Raw genomic sequence first — 16894 nt, forward strand, 5'->3', positions numbered from 1 at the left:
TACGGTCGTGCCCGTGAGCGACTTCAAGGTGTCCGTGGACATCGCCGGCGGCATCGGCACCCTGCGCTGGGAGGAGCAGGAGGTCGAGATCGACACGCTGCAACGCGCGCTGTCGCTGGCGTCCGACGACGCGATCCTCGCCCACGACCTGCGTCGGCTCCAGGTCGAGCTGCCCGAGTGGGACACCGCGGCGAGGGTCGCGGTGCACCGCTGCGGCTTCCGGCTGGAGGGTCGGCTGCGCTCCGCCGCCGAGCCGGAGCCGGGCGTCTTCCGCGACATCCTGATCTACTCGCGCCTCGCCGTCGACACCGTCTACGGGCCCAGCGGGTTCTCGGGAGTGCTTGACTCCATCCTGCCCACCAAGCGCGTCATCGCGCACGCGCTGTTCCTCGACGAGGAGGGCCGGGTGCTGCTGCTCGAGACCTCCTACAAGGAGGACTGGGAGCTCCCCGGTGGTGTCGTGGAGCGGCTCGAGTCCCCGCGCGACGGCGGGCAGCGCGAGACCCTGGAGGAGCTGGGCATCGAGGTGGAGTTCGGGCAGCCGCTGCTCGTCGACTGGATGCCGCCCTACCTCGGCTGGTCGGACGCGGTGGAGTTCATCTTCGACGGCGGCGTGCTCCCGCCTGAGGTCGCGGCTGAGCTCGGCACCGACGACCGGGAGATCCGCGCCATCCACTGGGTCGAGCCCGACGACGTCCCCACCTACGTGACAGCGCTGTCGGCCAGGCGGATCGCGCTCATGCTGAGCGGCTACCGCGGCATGACCGAGAACGGCTACCCGGTCTCCTGAGACCCGCCCGCCATCCGGGCCGGGGAGGGGGACACAATGGGGATATGGCCGACGCTGCACGCGACGTGACCCTCCTCCCCTCCGGCGACGTGGCCCTGGCGCTCGGGGTGGACCCCGCGGTGGGGCTCACCGAGTCCGAGGTGACCGCCAGGCGTGAGGTGCATGGGCCCAACGAGCTGCGCTCCACCCCGCCTGAGCCCGCCTGGCGACGGCTGCTTCGCCAGTTCGCGGACCCGCTCATCTACCTCCTCCTCGCCGCGATCGTGATCTCGGTGGTCGCCTGGGCCGTCGAGGGAGGCTCGGGCGTACCCGTCGACGCCATCGTCATCGCCCTCATCGTGGTGGCCAACGCCGTCATCGGGTTCGTCCAGGAGAACCGGGCCGAGCGCGCCGTGGCGGCGTTGGCCGGCCTCACCGCCACCCGGTCGACGGTCCTGCGCGACGGGCTGCTCACCACCGTCGCGTCCGCCGAGCTCGTCCCCGGCGACATGCTCGTGCTCGCTGAGGGCGACGCCGTCGGCGCGGACGCCCGCCTGGTCACCGCCTCGGCGCTGCGGGTCCAGGAGGCGTCGCTGACCGGGGAGTCCGAGGCGGCGGGCAAGTCGCCCGGCCCGCTGCCCGAGCCGGCACCGCTGGCGGAGCGCAGCAACATGGTCTTCAAGGGCACCGCCGTGGCCCGCGGGGTGGGGCGCGCCGTGGTGACCGCCACCGGGATGCGCACCGAGATGGGCCGCATCGCGACGCTGCTGGACGAGACCGAGTCCGAGCCCAGCCCGCTGCAGCGCGAGATCGCCCGGATCTCCAGGACTCTGGGGATCCTCGTGATGGCGATCGCGGTCGTCGTCATGGCCACCACGGCTCTTCTCACCCGGGTCGACAGCCTGGATGAGGCCGTCGACATCCTGCTGATGGGCGTGTCTCTGGCCGTCGCCGCCGTCCCCGAGGGGCTGCCGGCCATCCTTTCACTGGTCCTGGCCATCGGCGTCCAGGCGCTGGCGCGCCGTAACGCGGTCATGAAGGACCTGCACTCGGTGGAGACCCTCGGCTCGGTGTCCGTGATCTGCTCGGACAAGACCGGCACCCTCACCCGCAACGAGATGACGCTGCGCGAGGTGGTCACGGCCTCCGGCCGGATCAGGCTCGGGGGGACCGGGTACGCGCCCGTGGGCGAGGTGACGATCGACGGCGACGTGGACCGCACCCTCGACGAGGCGCGGCTCGCGCTCGTGGCCGGGTCCGTGGCCAACGACGCGCAACTCGCCGAGGTCGACGGCGCCTGGCAGATCCAGGGCGACCCGACGGAGGCCGCATTCCTGGTGGCGGCCAGGAAGCTCGACGGCGCACCCGAGCTGGCCGCGGCCCACGACCGCGCCTCCCAGGTGCCGTTCACGTCAGAACGCCGGATGATGTCGGTGCTGAGCGAGCACCCGGACCTGGGCCACGTCGTGCACGCCAAGGGCGCCCCCGACGTGCTGCTGGAGCTCTGCGCAACGGAGCAGGTGGGCGGTGCCGCCGTCCCCCTCACGCGGGCCCGCCGCGGGCAGATCCTGCGCGTCACCGACGACCTGAGCGCCCAGGGCTACCGCACGCTCGGCGTGGCCTGGCGCCCCGCGGCGGCCCACGAGCGGGAGGGGTTCGGCGAGCCGTCGGAGCGCGACCTCACGTTCGGCGGGATCGTCGCCCTGCTCGACCCCCCTCGGGAGGAGGCCGCGACCGCGATCGCCGAGGCCCACCGTGCCGGGATCCGCACCGTGATGATCACCGGGGACCACCCGGTCACCGCCGCGCGGATCGCGGCCGATCTGGGCATCACCGGCGACGGGGGCACCGTCGTCACCGGCGTCCAGCTCGACCGGGCTGACGACGCCGTCCTCGCCGAGATCTCCCGCACGGCGTCGGTGTACGCACGGGTGGCCCCGGAGCACAAGCTCCGCATCGTCGACGCGCTCCAGGCGGACCGCCAGGTGGTGGCGATGACCGGCGACGGCGTCAACGACGCGCCGGCGCTGAAGTCCGCAGATATCGGGGTGGCGATGGGCATCACCGGCACGGAGGTGACCAAGGAGGCCGGGGCGATGATCCTCGGCGACGACAACTACGCCACGATCGTTGCCGCCGTCCGCCAGGGCCGGGTGATCTTCGACAACATCCGCAAGTTCATGCGCTACCTGCTCAGCTCCAACATGGGCGAGATCGCCACGGTCTTCCTCGGCGTGACGCTGGGCGGCGCGATCGGGCTGGCGGACCCGGCGAGCCCGGGCACCGCCGTCGTGCCGCTCCTGGCCACGCAGATCCTCTGGATCAACCTCGTCACGGACTCCGGCCCCGCCCTCGCGATGGGGGTGGACCCCGAGATCGACGACGTGATGGCCAGGCCGCCGCGCCGCTTCGACGACCGGATCATCGACAGGCACATGTGGCAGCGCATCCTCGTGATCGGGGCGCTCATGGGCCTGCTGAGCCTCGTCGCCTACGACCTCACCCTGCCCGGCGGGCTCATCGGCGGGCTGGAGCACCTGGCGGCCGACGGCGAGGAGCTGGCCCTGGCCCGCACCACGGTGTTCACCGCGCTGGTGGTCATGCAGCTGGCCAACGCGCTCAACAGCCGGTCGGACTCGGCGAGCGTCGCGAACCACCTCTTCACCAACCGGTGGCTGTGGATCTCGCTGGCCGGCGCCCTGCTGGCGCAGGTGGCGGTGGTGTACCTGCCGGTGCTGCAGCGCGCCTTCGGCACCGCCCCGCTGGGGTGGCAGCAGTGGGGCGTGGCACTGGGCGCGGGAGCCGTCGTCATCGCCGTCGAGGAGGCCGTCAAGGGGGTGCGGAGGGCCCGCCGATGATCGACTCGTGCGGCGCCTCCCCATAGTCTGGGGGTGTGTCAGCCTCTCCAGTGTCCACGTACCGACTCCAACTGAACGCCTCGTTCACGTTCCAGGACGCCGTGGCGCAGGTGCCCTACCTGGCCTCGTTGGGCGTGAGCCACCTGTTCTGCTCCCCCATCCTCCAGGCCGCGCCCGGCTCGGCGCACGGCTACGACGTGGTGGACCACGGCACCGTCTCGGCCGAGTGCGGGGGCGAGGACGGGTTCCGCCGGCTCGCCGAGGCGGCCCGTGAGCACGGGCTGGGCATCGTCGTGGACGTGGTCCCCAACCACATGGCGGTGCCCACTCCACTGTGGCTCAACCGCGCGCTCTGGGACGTCCTGAGGTCCGGGCCCGAGTCCGAGTTCGCGGGCTGGTTCGACATCGACCTCACCCGCTCCCGGGCCATCCTCATGCCGGTCCTCGGCCGCCGCATCGGCGACGAGCTGGCCGACTCCGCCATCGCCGTGGTGGAGCGCGACATCGACGGCCGCCCGGAGCGCGTCGTCGCCTACCACGACCACGTGTTCCCCATCCGCCCGGGCACGGAGGACCTGCCCCTCGACGAGCTGCTGGACCAGCAGTGGTACCGGCTGGCCTACTGGAAGGTGGGCAACGAGGAGCTGAACTACCGCCGGTTCTTCGACGTGGACACCCTGGCCGCGATCCGGGTCGAGGACCAGTCGGTGTTCGATGCCAGCCACGCGCTCCTGCTGCGCCTGTTCGACGAGGGCCTCATCCAGGGGTTCCGCATCGACCACCCCGACGGCCTGGCCACCCCACGCGGGTACCTGCAGAAGCTGCATCGCGCCACGGGCGGCTGCTGGGTGGTGGTGGAGAAGATCCTGGAGCCCCACGAGACCCTGCCCGTGGGCTCACGCTGCTCTGGCACCACCGGCTACGACGCGCTGCTGCGGGTGACCGGCCTGTTCCACGACCCGGCGGAGCTGCCGCGCCTGAACGAGCTGTGGGAGCGGGTGGCCGGCGGCGAGGGATGGTTCGGCGCCGCGCTCCTCAAGGCCAAGGAGGAGGTGGTGCGCTCCATGCTGTTCGCCGAGGTGAACAGGCTGGTCTCGATCGCCGTGGCGATCTGCGAGTCCGACGTGACGCTGCGCGACCACACCCGCCGCGAGCTCGGCCGCGCCATCCGTGCGCTGCTGGTCAACATGGACCGGTACCGCGCCTACGTGGAGCCGGGGCTCCCGGCGCCGGTCGAGGAGCGCGCCGTGATCGTCGAGGCCGCAGACCGGGCGCGCCCGGACCTGGCCGAGGACGAGCAGGCCACCCTGGACCTCATCGTCGCCCTGGCCTGCGGCGACACCCGTCCCGGCGAGCCCGGCGGCGCCGAGGACCTGCCCGCCGTGGGGTCCGTCGCGGTCACCACCGAGCTGCCGCACGCGGCTCCGGGCGTCGCGGAGCTGCGGGCCGAGTTCATGATCCGCTTCGCCCAGACCTGCGGCCCGGTGATGGCCAAGTCCAAGGAGGACACGGCCTTCTACCGGTGGAACCGCTTCGTGGGGGTCAACGAGGTGGGCAGCGAGCCCACCCTGGTGGGGGTGTCGGTCGACGGGTTCCACAGCTTCTGCGAGCAGACCAACCAGGCCTGGCCCGCCACCATGACCACCCTGTCCACCCACGACACCAAGCGCTCCGAGGACGTCCGGGCCCGCCTCGCGGCCCTGCTCGAGCACGCCAAGGAGTGGGAGGCCTGCGTCGCGGAGCTCCGCGCCGCCACCGACCACGACCGCGCGGGCGTCGACGGCGCCACCGAACTCCTGGTGTGGCAGACGCTCGCCGCCACGTGGCGCCTCCCCGGCACGGCCGCCGGGGCCGCGCCCATCACCGCCGACCGCCTCGAGGGGTACCTCACCAAGGCCATGCGGGAGGCGAAGGCGCACACCACGTGGTCCGCCCCGGACCAGGCCTACGAGGCGGCCGTGCAGGCGCTGGCCGGCGCCGCGCTGACGAACGAGCGCTGCGCCGCGGCGCTGGACGACTTCACCGCCGCCGTCGCGGACTCGGTGCGGTGCATCGTGCTGGGCACCAAGCTGCTCCAGCTCGCGATGCCGGGCGTGCCGGACGTGTACCAGGGCTGCGAGATCGTGGACCTGTCCCTGGTGGACCCCGACAACCGCAGGCCGGTCGACTTCGCCGCGCGGGCGGACCTGCTGGCCGCCGTCGACGCGTCGCGGCAGCAGAGCCTCGACGCCGAGAAGCTGCTGGTCACCAGCCGGGCGCTGCGGGTGCGGCGCGAGCACCCCGACGCGTTCCGGGGCGAGTCCGCCACGTACGCGCCGGTGCCGAGCACCAGCGGCCACGCCGTCGCGTTCGCCCGCGGCGTGCGCGACAGCGGGGTCACCGCCGTTGCCGTGGCCACCCGGCTCCCCTCCCTGCTCGCCGAACGCGGCGGCTGGGGGGAACATCAGGTGATCCTGCCCGAGCTGCCGCTCGTCGACGTGCTGACCGGGCAGGAGTTCGACGGCGGCGCCACGCCCCTGGCGGAGGTCCTGGCCACGCTCCCCGTCGCCCTCCTGGTGGCCCGGTGAGGCCGGCCGTCTGGGCGCCCAGGGCGCATGAGGTCGCGCTCGTCACCGGCGGCCGCGACCTCCCCATGCGCCCGAACGGCGGCGGCTGGTTCGAGGCAGACGCGGAGCTGCTCCCCGGGGACCGCTACGCCTTCCGGCTCGACGGCGGGGAGCCCCTGCCGGATCCCCGGGCGCTGTCCCTCCCCGAGGGCGTGCACGCCCCGGCGGCCGTCGTGGACCCATCGCTCCTCGCCCGAGGGACCGGCTGGCAGGGGGTCCGGCTGCGCGGCGCGGTCCTCTACGAGCTGCACGTGGGCACCTTCACCGACGCGGGCACCTTCGACGCGGCCATCGACCGGCTCGACCATCTGGTGGGGCTCGGCGTGGAGGCCGTGGAGCTGATGCCGGTGGCCGCCTTCCCCGGTGACCGCGGATGGGGCTACGACGGCGTGGCCCTCTACTGCGCGCAGGAGTCCTACGGGGGCCTGGCCGGCCTGGTCAGGCTCGTCGACGCCTGCCACGCGCGGGGCCTGGGGGTGCTCATCGACGCCGTGCACAACCACCTCGGCCCGGAGGGCAACTACCTCAGCCGCTTCGGCCCCTACTTCACCGACCGGCACACCACCCCCTGGGGGGATGCGGTCAACCTCGACGGGCCCGGCAGCGGGGAGGTTCGTCGGTTCCTCGTCGGATCGGCGCGCCACTGGCTGGTCGACGTCGGGGTGGACGGGCTGCGGCTCGACGCCGTGCACGCCCTGCGCGATCACTCCGACGGGCCGCACTTCCTCGCCGAACTCGCCCAGGAGGTGGAGCGGTGGTCCGGCGAGGTGGGCAGGCCGCTGACGCTGATCGCCGAGTCGGACCTCAACCAGCCGTGCATGATCTCCCCCGTCGGCTCGGAGCCCGACGCCATGGGCATGCACGCCCAGTGGGCCGACGACGTCCACCACGCGCTGCACAGCTTCATTTCCCGCGAGACCCAGGGCTACTACGTGGACTTCGGCTCGCCGGAGGTCCTGGCGAAGGCGCTGACCAGGGTGTTCGTGCACGACGGCGGCCTGTCCACCTACCGCGACACCACCTGGGGCGCGCCGGTGGATCCGGGCAGCCCCCACTACGACGGGCACTCGTTCGTGGCGTTCCTGCAGAACCACGACCAGGTGGGCAACCGGGCGCTCGGGGACCGGTTCGCCGCGCACGCCTCCCCCGACCTCCAGGCTGCGGCCGCGGCCCTCTACCTGCTCGGCCCCTTCACGCCCCTGCTGTTCATGGGCGAGGAGTGGGCCGCCTCCACGCCGTTCCCCTACTTCAGCCACCTCGGCCCTGACCTCGGCCCGTTCGTCACGCAGGGCCGGGCCAGGGAGTTCGCCGCCACCGGCTGGAGCAGCCCCACCCCTGACCCGCAGGCGGTCGAGACCTGGCGTTCGGCGGTCCTGCGCTGGGAGGAGCTGCGCGAGGCGCCCCACGCGCGCATGCTCTCCTGGTACCGGCGCCTCCTCGGGTTGCGGCGCGGCGTCGCGGACCTGGGCTCCCCGGACCTGGGCGCCACCCGGGTCGAGGTGGTCGACGTGGACACCGTCGTGATGACCCGCGGCGAGGTCCGGGTGGCCGCGACCCGCGGCCACGGCTCCGAGGTGCGCCTGCCCGGGACCGTGCTCGCCCAGTGGGACCCGGCCGAGGAGCTGGGCGGGGGCCGCTACCGCTTGACCGGGCCGGGCGCACTGGTGGTGCGCGGTTGAACCGGCCGGGGTGTGCGGCAAAGATGGGCGCATGACTCAAGCGAACTTCTCGCGCCCCGGCGCCGTCGACCTCTCCTCACTCTCCCAGCCCGCCGCGCAGGCCGGCGGCGGCTACGTGATGGCGCTGACCGAGGCCGACTTCCAGGAGCTGGCCGCGAAGTCCGCCCAGCACCCGGTGATCCTGGAGTTCCACTCCCCCCGCGACCCGAACGGCGCTGCTGTCTCCGCGGCCCTCGCGGACCTCGTCAACGCGGCCGGCGGCCGCTTCCTGCTCGGCCGGGTGGACGTGGACGCCGAGCCGCGCCTCGCCCAGGCGCTCCAGATCCAGGCCGTGCCCACCGTCGTGGCCGTGATCGGCGGGCAGATGGCGCCGCTGTTCCAGGGCACGAAGAGCCGCGAGGAGATCGCCGCCGTGCTGGACCAGATCGCGCAGCTCGCGGTGGCCAACGGGATGACGGGCCGCGCCCAGCCCGTCTCCGGTGCCCCGTCCCCCGACGGCGCCCCCGAGCCCGCCGTCAACCCGCGCTTCGCCAAGGCGGACGCCGCGCTGGAGGCCGGGGACTTCGCGGCCGCCGTGCGCGAGTTCGACGCACTCCTCAAGGAGACCCCCGGCGATGCCGAGGTCCTGGCGGGGCGTGCCCAGTCGGCGCTGCTGGAGCGCAGCGCAACCTTCCAGCCCGAGCTGATCGTGCAGCGCGCGTCCGCTATGCCCGACGACCTGCCGGCTCAGCTGGACGCCGCGGACCTCGAGATCATCGGCGGGCTCCCCGACGAGGCGTTCGACCGGCTGCTGGGCCTCGCGGCCCAGTCCGGCCCCGAGGACCGCGACACCATCCGCGTGCGCCTCCTGGAGCTGTTCGAGGTGGTGGGCCGGGCGGAGCCCGCGGTCCTCAAGGCCCGCCGGCGGCTGGCCAGCGTCCTGTTCTGACGACGGCTCAGCGCCAATCCACCCCCGGGGAGCGGTGGTACCGCCAGCCGCGCGCCTGCCAGTCCTCGGCCATGGACGGGAGCCGGGCCGCGAAGGACGGCCAGTCCAGCGCCCCGGTGCGCGCGATCTCTCCGACCGCCGCCAGCCTCGGCAGCAGCATGTAGGACACCTGGTCGAACGTCTCCAGCGTCTCGGTCCACAGGGTGGCCTCGATCCCCGCGATGGCGGCCGGGTCGAGGCCCTCGATGAGGGCGTGCGGGTCCAGGGCTGCCGTCCGGACCAGCTCCGTGGTCCCCATCCACGACAACCCGAGGTCGTGCGACTCGTCGTACTTCATGTCCAGGTAGACGCTGGAGGCCGGCGAGAGGATCACCTTGACCCCGCGCTGCGCTGCGGCCACGACGGGGGCGGTGGCCAGGCGCGGATCCCACACCTGCACGTACTCGCCCTCGCGCAGGTGGGCGGCCGCCTCCTGCCAGGCGATGACGGTGCCGCCCGCGTCGCGGACCGCCGCGACGATCAGGTCGAGCAGCTCCCCGTACTCCGCAGCGTCGGTGGCGTGGGACTCGTCCCCGCCCACGTGCACGAGCCCGTCGGAGATGTCGACCAGGTAGCGGTAGACGTCGCGGATGAACCGCTGCGTGTCCGGGGCGGCGAGCCTCAGGGACGAGAAGCCCACCTCGATGCCGTGGTACTCGGCCGGGCGCACGCCGTCGGGGTTCAGGCCCTCGACGGCGTGCAGCGCCGCGTTCGAGTGCCCCGGCAGGTCGACCTCGGGGATCAGCAGCAGCCCGCGCTCCGTCGCGGCCGCGCGCAGGCGGTCCCAGTCGGCCCGCGTGTAGTAACCGCCGGGTCCGCCTCCCACGCCCGAGCCCGACGACCGCTCCACCAGCTCGGGCCAGCCCGGGATGTCGAGGCGCCACCCCTGGTCGTCGCTGAGGTGGAGGTGCATTCGGTTGAGGCCGGCGCTCTGGGCGATGTCCATCACCCGGATCACGTCCTCGACCGGGAAGAAGTGGCGCACCACGTCGAGCGAGAGCCCGCGCCATCCGTAGCCCGCCTGCTCTGCTGCCTCTACTGCGGTCACGTGTTCGTCCTTCCATCGGGCTTGCATCTTGATAGTTAGTAAACCATACTATTCAACGTGCGACTGAGAACCTTCCAACGGGGCGAGCTCTCCCTCCCCACCCATGTGCGCGACTTCAACCGCGCCGCCGTGCTGCAACGGCTGTTCCGGGGTGGGCCCATGTCACGCGCCGACCTCGCCCGCCAGATCGGGCTCACGAAGGTGACCGTCTCGGCCCTCATCGCCGGGCTGGCCGAGGAGGGGGTCGTCCGCGAGCTGGGGCCCGACAGCCGCCCCGGCACGCCCGGCAAGCGCGGCACGCTCGTCGCGCTCTGCGAGGACCAGCGCCGCATCGTCGCGGTCGACCTCACTCGCGACGGGCACCTGTCCGGGGCCACCATGACGCTGACCGGCGAGTCGATGGACCACAGCCGGCTCGACGACCTGCTTCCTTTGGGGGACGAGGGCGTCGACGAGCTCACCCGGTTCTGCCGCACGCTCATCGAGCTCTCCCAGGTGCCCGTGCTCGGTGTGGGCGTCTCCACCCCCGGCGTGGTCACCGGCGACGGCACCATCCTGCGCGCGCCGAAGCGCGAATGGTTCGGCCTGGACCTCCAGGGCCTGCTGGCCGAGCGGCTGGGCCTTCCCGTCACCGTCGCCAACGACGCCAACTGCGCCGCGCTCGGGGAGTTCGCCTTCGGCGAGACCGACGGCGATTCGGTGCTGTCCATCCTGTTGGGCGACGGCATCGGCGCGGGCCTGGTGGTGGCCGGCTCGCTGGTCCACGGCTCCACCAGCGCGGCCGGTGAGATCGCGCACATCACCGCCACCACCGCCGGCGACGGCGCGCCGTGGGGCGAGCCGCCCGCGTGCGTGTGCGGCAGGCGCGGCTGCCTGGAGACTCTGCTGAGCGAGCCCCTGTTGCGCGCGGCCATCGCCGGCCTCTCCCCCGCTGAGCGCACCGCCTGGCTGACCGCCGTCGGGGAGCGCCTCGGCGCGGTCCTCGCGCCCATCGCCGCGCTGCTGGACCTGTCGGACATCGTCATCGCCGGCCCCGAGGACCTCCTCGCCGGCCCGGTCGTCGACGCGGCCCGCGAGGCCCTGACCGCCAGGATCTGGCCCGCGATGAACCACGTGCCCACCCTCGGGCTCTCCCGCCTCGAGGACCGCGCGCCGCTCGTCGGCGCGGGGGTCCTCGTCCTGTCGAGCACGCTCGGCATCCCCTGACCCCCTGACCGTCATCGATCCACAGTTCACGAAAGGAACACCCACGATGAGACTCATGGCCTCCGCCGTCGCGGCCTCGCTCGCCCTCGGGCTCGCGGCCTGCACGGCCACCCCCACGGACACGGGCAGCGCCGCCCCCACCACGTCCGCCACCGGCTCGGCCGCCCCCGAGGGCGCCGAGATCACCCTCTGGGTGGCCGGCGCAGACACCCCCGAGGCGCTGCGCGAGTACCTGGTCACCACGTTCGCCGAGGAGAACCCCGGCTCCACGCTGCGCATCGAGGAGCAGGCGTGGCCGGACCTGGTGACCAAGCTCACCACCGCGCTGCCCGACCCGGCCAACACGCCCGACGTGGTGGAGCTCGGCAACACTCAGGCGCCCACCTTCACCACCGTCGGGGCCTTCCTCGACCTCACCGACATGTACGACGAGCTCGGCGGCGACGACCTGCTGCAGTCCTTCGTCGAGGTGGGCACCGTGGACGACAAGGTCTACGCCCTCCCCTACTACTTCGGCTCCCGCTACATGTTCTACCGCCCCGACATCTGGGCCGCGAACAACGTCGAGGTGCCCACCACGCTGGCCGAGTTCAGCGAAGCCGCCAAGGCGCTCACCACCGACACCATGAGCGGGTTCGCCATGGGCGGCCAGGACTGGCGCAACGGCATCTCCTGGGTGTTCGCCAACGGCGGCGAGCTCGCCACCGTCGACGGCACCACGTGGACCTCGACCCTCACCGACCCCAAGACCATCGCCGGGCTCGAGATGTGGCAGGACCTGACGCAGGGCGCCTCCAACCTGCCCGCCACCGAGCGTGACGTGGCCTACTGGGACTTCCTCAACGACGGAGCCGACGGCGCCGCCCCCGCCGCCGCGACCATCATGGCCCCGGGATGGGCCCGCTGGTCCATCGGTGAGCTCACCACCAACGACGCCGGCGACGAGGTGCGCGACGGCATGGCAGACGCCGCCAAGTACGACATCTTCGCCCTCCCCGGCGTCGACGGCGGCATCGCCCCGGTCTTCGCCGGCGGCTCCAACCTCGCCGTCTCCGCGCAGTCGCAGAATCCCGAGCTGGCCAAGGCGCTCCTGCGCATCATCTACTCCGAGGAGTACCAGCGCATGCTCGGCGAGAACGGCCTCGGCCCGGCCAACACGCAGTTCACCGACTCGCTGGGCGACGACAAGTTCGCCACCACCATGATCGAGACGGCCGAGAACTCGAAGCTCACCCCCGCCGCGCCGGGCTGGGCCGCGATCGAGGGCGCCTTCGTCTACGAGGAGCTGTTCCAGAAGATCGCCGAGGGTGGTGACGTCGCCGCGCTCGCCGCCGAGTACGACGAGATCCTCACCCCGATGCTGAACGGCCAGAGCTGACCATCCACCGTGGGGTGTCCGGGGAGACCCGGGCACCCCACCGACCGGACACCACCATGACGACCCTCCCTCCGCACCGGAAGGCACCGCCGCCCCGGGTCCCCTATCTCCTTCTCCTCCCCAGCGTCGTCGTCCTGGCGGCCGCGCTGGGCTACCCCATCGGCTGGCAGATCGTCACCTCGATGCAGGAGTACGGCCTCGCCCAGCAGTTCGGGCAGCCGCCGCGCTTCGTCGGCCTCGACAACTTCGTCGCGGTCTTCAGCCAGGACCGGCTCTGGGCCGTCGTGCTGCGCTCGGTGGCCTTCTGCCTGGTCAACGCGTTCGTCACCGTCGCCGTCGGTCTGGGCTTCGCCCTGCTCATGCGGGCCGTGCCCGCCGCTGTCCGCGTCGTCATCCAGATCAGCCTCCTGCTCGCCTGGGCCATGCCCATGGTGGCCGCCGTCACGGTGTTCCGATGGCTGTTCGACTACCGCAGCGGCGTGGTCAACTGGCTGCTCACCAGCATCGGCTTCGAGCAGTTCGCGTCCTACGCCTGGCTGTCCCAGCCCTCGACGTTCTTCCTCGTCGCCTCCACGATCATCATCTGGATGAGCGTGCCGTTCGTCGCGCTGTCGCTGTACGCCGGCCTCACCCAGGTGTCCACCGAGGTCATCGAGGCCGCCCAGATCGACGGCGCGTCCTCGCGCCAGATCGTCGGCCACATCCTGCTCCCCATGGTGCGGCCGGTCCTGTCGATCGTGCTGCTGCTGCAGATCATCTGGGACCTGCGGGTGTTCGCCCAGATCCGGCTCCTGCAGGACGCCGGCGCCCCCGTCGCCGAGACCAACCTGCTCGGCAACTTCATCTACGAGCTCGGCGTGGCGCGGCAGGACTTCGGCGCCGCGTCGGCGGTCTCGCTGTTCGTGCTGGCGCTCACCGTCGTGCTCAGCTGGCCCTACGTCCGCTCACTCCTGAAGGAGGACGCCGCATGAGGCGCTCCGTCGTCGCCAAGGCCGGCTGGTCGCTCGTCGGCGTCCTGGTGGCCGCCCTCTGGGTGTTCCCCGTGTACTGGATGGCGCTGTCCGCGATCACGCCCAACGCCCGGCTCCGCCAGATCCCGCCCAACTTCCTGCCCACCGACGCCACGTGGTCCAACCTCACCAGCGTCCTGCAGGACCCGGGCTTCGCCTCGGCGCTGAGGATGAGCCTGGCCATCACCAGCCTCACCGTGCTGTTCGTCCTGGCGTTCGCGTTCCTGGGGGCGCTGGCCATCTCCCGGTTCCGGTTCCGCGGGAGGAAGTCGTTCCTGCTGGCCGTGCTGTTCATCCAGATGCTGCCCGCCGAGGGGCTCTTCATCGCCCAGTACAAGATGCTCTCGGGCATCGGCGGCTCGGTGCCGGCGCTGGGGCTGAACTCACTGCTCGGCGTCACGCTGCTCTACACCGCGGCGGTCATCCCGTTCACGGTCTGGATGCTGCGCGGGTTCGTGGCCGGGGTCCCGGTGGAGTTGGAGGAGGCCGCCATGGTCGACGGCCTCTCGAGGACGCAGGCGTTCCTGCGGATCACGTTCCCCCTCCTTGCCCCGGGCCTGGTGGCCTCAGGCGTCTACGCGTTCCTGCAGGCCTGGAACGAGTTCACCGTGGCCCTGGTGGTGCTGCCCGACTCCGCGGCGCAGACCCTCCCCCTGTGGCTGCGGGGCTACCTCAACGCGTCGGTCAACCGCGGGGTGGACTGGGCCCAGGTGATGGCCGCGTCGTCGGTGATCGCCGTGCCGGTCATCGTGTTCTTCCTGCTCGTCCAGTCCCGCATGACGTCGGGGCTGGTCTCGGGGGCCGTCAAGGGGTGATCGTCCGGGGGGTCTGGAGGCAACCTGATGCAACCGGGCCCCCAGGATGGAAGGATGAGGCCATGGCACACGAGCGCGCAGGGCTGCCGGCCCAGGAATCCGATCTCATCAACGTCGACGAACTTCTCGCCGCCTACTACGACCGAACCCCGGACCCGTCGGACCCGGACCAGATGGTGGTGTTCGGCACCTCGGGCCACCGCGGCTCCTCCCTGGACACCGCGTTCCAGGACCTGCACATCGCGGCCACCACCCAGGCCATCGTCGAGTACCGCGCCGCGCAGGGCACCACGGGGCCGCTGTTCATCGGCAAGGACACCCACGCCCTGTCGCTGCCGGCGTGGAAGACCGCCATCGAGGTGCTGAGCGCCAACGGCGTCGAGATCTGCGCCGAGCGCGAGGACGAGTACACCCCCACGCCGGCCGTGTCGCGGGCCATCATCCGCTACAACCGCCTGCACACGGCGCTGGCCGACGGCATCGTCGTCACCCCGTCACACAATCCGCCCCGCGACGGCGGCTTCAAGTACAACCCGCCCAACGGCGGCCCCGCGGACTCGGACGCCACCAAGGTGATCGCGGCCCGCGCCAACGAGCTCATGGGCAACCCCGGCGGCATCCGGCGCGCCCGCTACGAGACGGCCGAGGTCAACCGCTACGACTACCGCACGCCCTACTGCCAGGAGCTGGCCACGGCCCTCGACTTCGACGCCATCAAGGCCTCCGGCCTGGTGCACGGCGCGGACCCCATGGGCGGCGCCTCGGTGCAGTACTGGGAGCACCTGGCCGAGCTGGGGCTGCCGATCGAGGTGGTCAACCCGACGGTGGACCCCACCTGGCGGTTCATGACCCTGGACACCGACGGCAAGATCCGCATGGACTGCTCCTCGCCCAACGCAATGGCCTCCCTCGTGGCGCAGCGTGACCGCTTCTCCGTGGCCACCGGCAACGACGCGGACTCGGACCGGCACGGCATCGTCACGCCCGACGCCGGCCTCATGAACCCCAACGCCTACCTCGCGGTGGCGATCAACTACCTCTTCGCCAACCGGCCCGGGTGGGCCGCGGACGCCGGCATCGGCAAGACGCTCGTGTCGTCGTCGATCATCGACAAGGTCGCGGCCAAGCTCGGCCGGCGCCTCGTCGAGGTGCCCGTGGGGTTCAAGTGGTTCGTGCCGGGCCTCACCGACGGCTCCATCGGGTTCGGCGGCGAGGAGTCCGCCGGCGCCTCGTTCCTCGCCATGGACGGCTCCACCTGGACCACGGACAAGGACGGCCTGCTGCTCGCCCTGCTGGCCTCCGAGATCATCGCCGTCACGGGCAAGACCCCGTCCCAGCACTACGCGGACCTCGAGGCCGAGTTCGGGCGCTCCTACTACGCCCGCGTTGACGCCGACGCCGGCCGCGAGCAGAAGGCGCGCCTGAGCAGTCTCAGCGCCGACGACGTCACCGTCACGGAGCTGGCCGGAGAGCCGATCACGGCGGTCCTGTCGCACGCCCCGGGCAACAACGCCGCCATCGGCGGCATCAAGGTGACCACCGAGCACGCCTGGTTCGCGGCCCGCCCGTCGGGCACCGAGGACAAGTACAAGATCTACGCCGAGTCGCTCAAGAGCGGCGAGCACCTGGCGGAAGTTCAGGCCGCCGCCAAGGCGCTGGTGGATCAGGCGCTCGGGGGCTGAGCCCCGACGCGGTGCGGTGGAGCCGGTCAGATGCCGTCGGCCTCATTGGGGGTCTCGACGGAGACCGGCTCCATCCGCATCGTCTGCCGGAGGCCGGAGCGTTGGATGACGCGCTGGATGGTGAGGTCGCGGCGGTCCGGGTCCCCCACGTAGCGGATCTCGCGGAGCCCCTGCCCCTGCGCCGCCGACTCGAAGACGAAGTGGCCGTAGCCCAGCACCTGGCCCACCAGCGAGCGGTACATCGAGATGTCGAGGATGCGGGTCATCGGCATGGTGGCCAGGGACCGGTCGAACACGCCGTGCACGCGGAAGACGCGCATGTTGGTGATCACGAAGCGGTCCATGTGCGCCACGTGGACCTTCCACAGCCCGAAGCCGGCCGCCGCGAGGCCGAGGATCGTGGGGACGTACCACAGGCCCTTGGCCCCGAGGGACGCCAGGATCAGGGGGATGCCCAGCGCGGCCAGCGCGTACCACCAGAAGGTCGCGGCCCAGTGCTTGCGCACCTCGTCGATGATCACCTCGCCCTCGTCGACGAGGAGATGGCCCTGGACGTCGGGCTTGACGAGGCTGCGGAAGAAGTTCACCTCAGGCGGCCAGCGAGGTGAAGAACCGTCCGATCGCCTCGAAAGCCCCGAAGAACGACTTGACAGCCTCCGCCGCGGCCTCGGGCCGGGTGAACAGGTAGAACAGCACGAAGGCGGCCACCAGTACCAGCAGTGCCTTCTTCAGCCAACCAATCACGGCGTCCTCCTCGCGTCGTTCGGCTGCCAGTCTGCCGCACCGCGCAGGGTTGTCCGCGACGACGCGCCGACGGTGGGCACCTGTTGTCCACCCCCAAGGTCCGTGGCCGCCCCGCGTGTGGAAAACTGGCGC

13 protein-coding genes are annotated in these 16894 nt (G+C 72.0%); 10 read left to right on the top strand and 3 right to left on the bottom strand.

Annotated features, from left to right (window positions below):
• The first annotated feature begins 13 nt into the window (after positions 1–13).
• The 5 genes from ACZK5D_RS05895 to ACZK5D_RS05915 are packed head-to-tail and all read left to right on the top strand — an operon-like array spanning position 14 to position 8840.
• Positions 14–790, top strand: coding sequence for an NUDIX hydrolase (locus ACZK5D_RS05895; protein WP_463664627.1), 777 nt, complete (start codon positions 14–16; stop codon positions 788–790).
• 44 nt (positions 791–834) lie between these two features.
• Positions 835–3627, top strand: coding sequence for a cation-translocating P-type ATPase (locus ACZK5D_RS05900; protein ID WP_463664628.1), 2793 nt, complete (start codon positions 835–837; stop codon positions 3625–3627).
• Between the two features lie 35 nt (positions 3628–3662).
• A complete protein-coding gene (gene treY / locus ACZK5D_RS05905; protein ID WP_463664629.1) occupies positions 3663–6194 on the top strand; it encodes a malto-oligosyltrehalose synthase in 2532 nt (843 codons plus the stop codon).
• The gene (gene treZ, locus ACZK5D_RS05910) at positions 6191–7912 is read left to right on the top strand and encodes a malto-oligosyltrehalose trehalohydrolase (protein WP_463664630.1); all 1722 of its coding nucleotides are present in this window, start codon (positions 6191–6193) and stop codon (positions 7910–7912) included. Before treY ends, treZ begins: the two co-directional genes overlap by 4 nt.
• Before the next feature lie 31 nt (positions 7913–7943).
• Complete coding sequence (locus ACZK5D_RS05915; RefSeq protein ID WP_463664631.1) at positions 7944–8840, top strand: tetratricopeptide repeat protein; 897 nt, start codon at positions 7944–7946, stop codon at positions 8838–8840.
• A gap of 7 nt (positions 8841–8847) precedes the next feature.
• Here the strand turns inward: ACZK5D_RS05915 and ACZK5D_RS05920 are convergent, their stop codons facing one another.
• Positions 8848–9927, bottom strand: coding sequence for a family 20 glycosylhydrolase (locus ACZK5D_RS05920; RefSeq protein WP_458993856.1), 1080 nt, complete (start codon positions 9925–9927; stop codon positions 8848–8850).
• 57 nt (positions 9928–9984) lie between these two features.
• On the opposite strand from ACZK5D_RS05920, the gene ACZK5D_RS05925 reads away from it, so the two are divergent.
• From ACZK5D_RS05925 to pgm, 5 genes are all read left to right on the top strand, one after another.
• Positions 9985–11133 carry an ROK family transcriptional regulator gene (locus ACZK5D_RS05925; RefSeq protein WP_463664632.1) on the top strand — a complete coding sequence of 383 codons (1149 nt, stop codon included), beginning with the start codon at positions 9985–9987 and terminating at the stop codon, positions 11131–11133.
• A 46-nt stretch (positions 11134–11179) separates the two neighbouring features.
• Positions 11180–12511: an extracellular solute-binding protein gene (locus tag ACZK5D_RS05930; RefSeq protein WP_463664633.1), complete on the top strand. Its 1332-nt coding sequence runs from the start codon at positions 11180–11182 to the stop codon at positions 12509–12511.
• A gap of 56 nt (positions 12512–12567) precedes the next feature.
• Positions 12568–13482 (top strand): carbohydrate ABC transporter permease, encoded by a 915-nt coding sequence (locus tag ACZK5D_RS05935; RefSeq protein ID WP_463664634.1) that lies wholly within the window; start codon positions 12568–12570, stop codon positions 13480–13482.
• Positions 13479–14336, top strand: coding sequence for a carbohydrate ABC transporter permease (locus ACZK5D_RS05940; RefSeq protein ID WP_463664635.1), 858 nt, complete (start codon positions 13479–13481; stop codon positions 14334–14336). Before ACZK5D_RS05935 ends, ACZK5D_RS05940 begins: the two co-directional genes overlap by 4 nt.
• Before the next feature lie 62 nt (positions 14337–14398).
• Positions 14399–16018: a phosphoglucomutase (alpha-D-glucose-1,6-bisphosphate-dependent) gene (gene pgm, locus ACZK5D_RS05945; RefSeq protein WP_463664636.1), complete on the top strand. Its 1620-nt coding sequence runs from the start codon at positions 14399–14401 to the stop codon at positions 16016–16018.
• A gap of 26 nt (positions 16019–16044) precedes the next feature.
• On the opposite strand, the gene ACZK5D_RS05950 is transcribed toward pgm, so the two are convergent.
• Positions 16045–16605, bottom strand: coding sequence for a PH domain-containing protein (locus ACZK5D_RS05950; RefSeq protein WP_463664637.1), 561 nt, complete (start codon positions 16603–16605; stop codon positions 16045–16047).
• 1 nt (position 16606) lies between these two features.
• Positions 16607–16762 carry a hypothetical protein gene (locus tag ACZK5D_RS05955; RefSeq protein ID WP_463664638.1) on the bottom strand — a complete coding sequence of 52 codons (156 nt, stop codon included), beginning with the start codon at positions 16760–16762 and terminating at the stop codon, positions 16607–16609.
• Between the last annotated feature and the right edge of the window lie 132 nt (positions 16763–16894).

This window comes from Tessaracoccus yangjingae, from assembly GCF_055326235.1.

Bases quoted from the DNA above. Each gene is read 5' to 3' on its own strand.
- ACZK5D_RS05900 (WP_463664628.1), top strand. From the start codon at position 835: ATGGCCGACGCTGCACGCGACGTGACCCTCCTCCCCTCCGGCGACGTG.
- ACZK5D_RS05915 (WP_463664631.1), top strand. From the start codon at position 7,944: ATGACTCAAGCGAACTTCTCGCGCCCCGGCGCCGTCGACCTCTCCTCA.
- ACZK5D_RS05930 (WP_463664633.1), top strand. From the start codon at position 11,180: ATGAGACTCATGGCCTCCGCCGTCGCGGCCTCGCTCGCCCTCGGGCTC.
- ACZK5D_RS05935 (WP_463664634.1), top strand. From the start codon at position 12,568: ATGACGACCCTCCCTCCGCACCGGAAGGCACCGCCGCCCCGGGTCCCC.
- ACZK5D_RS05940 (WP_463664635.1), top strand. From the start codon at position 13,479: ATGAGGCGCTCCGTCGTCGCCAAGGCCGGCTGGTCGCTCGTCGGCGTC.
- pgm (WP_463664636.1), top strand. From the start codon at position 14,399: ATGGCACACGAGCGCGCAGGGCTGCCGGCCCAGGAATCCGATCTCATC.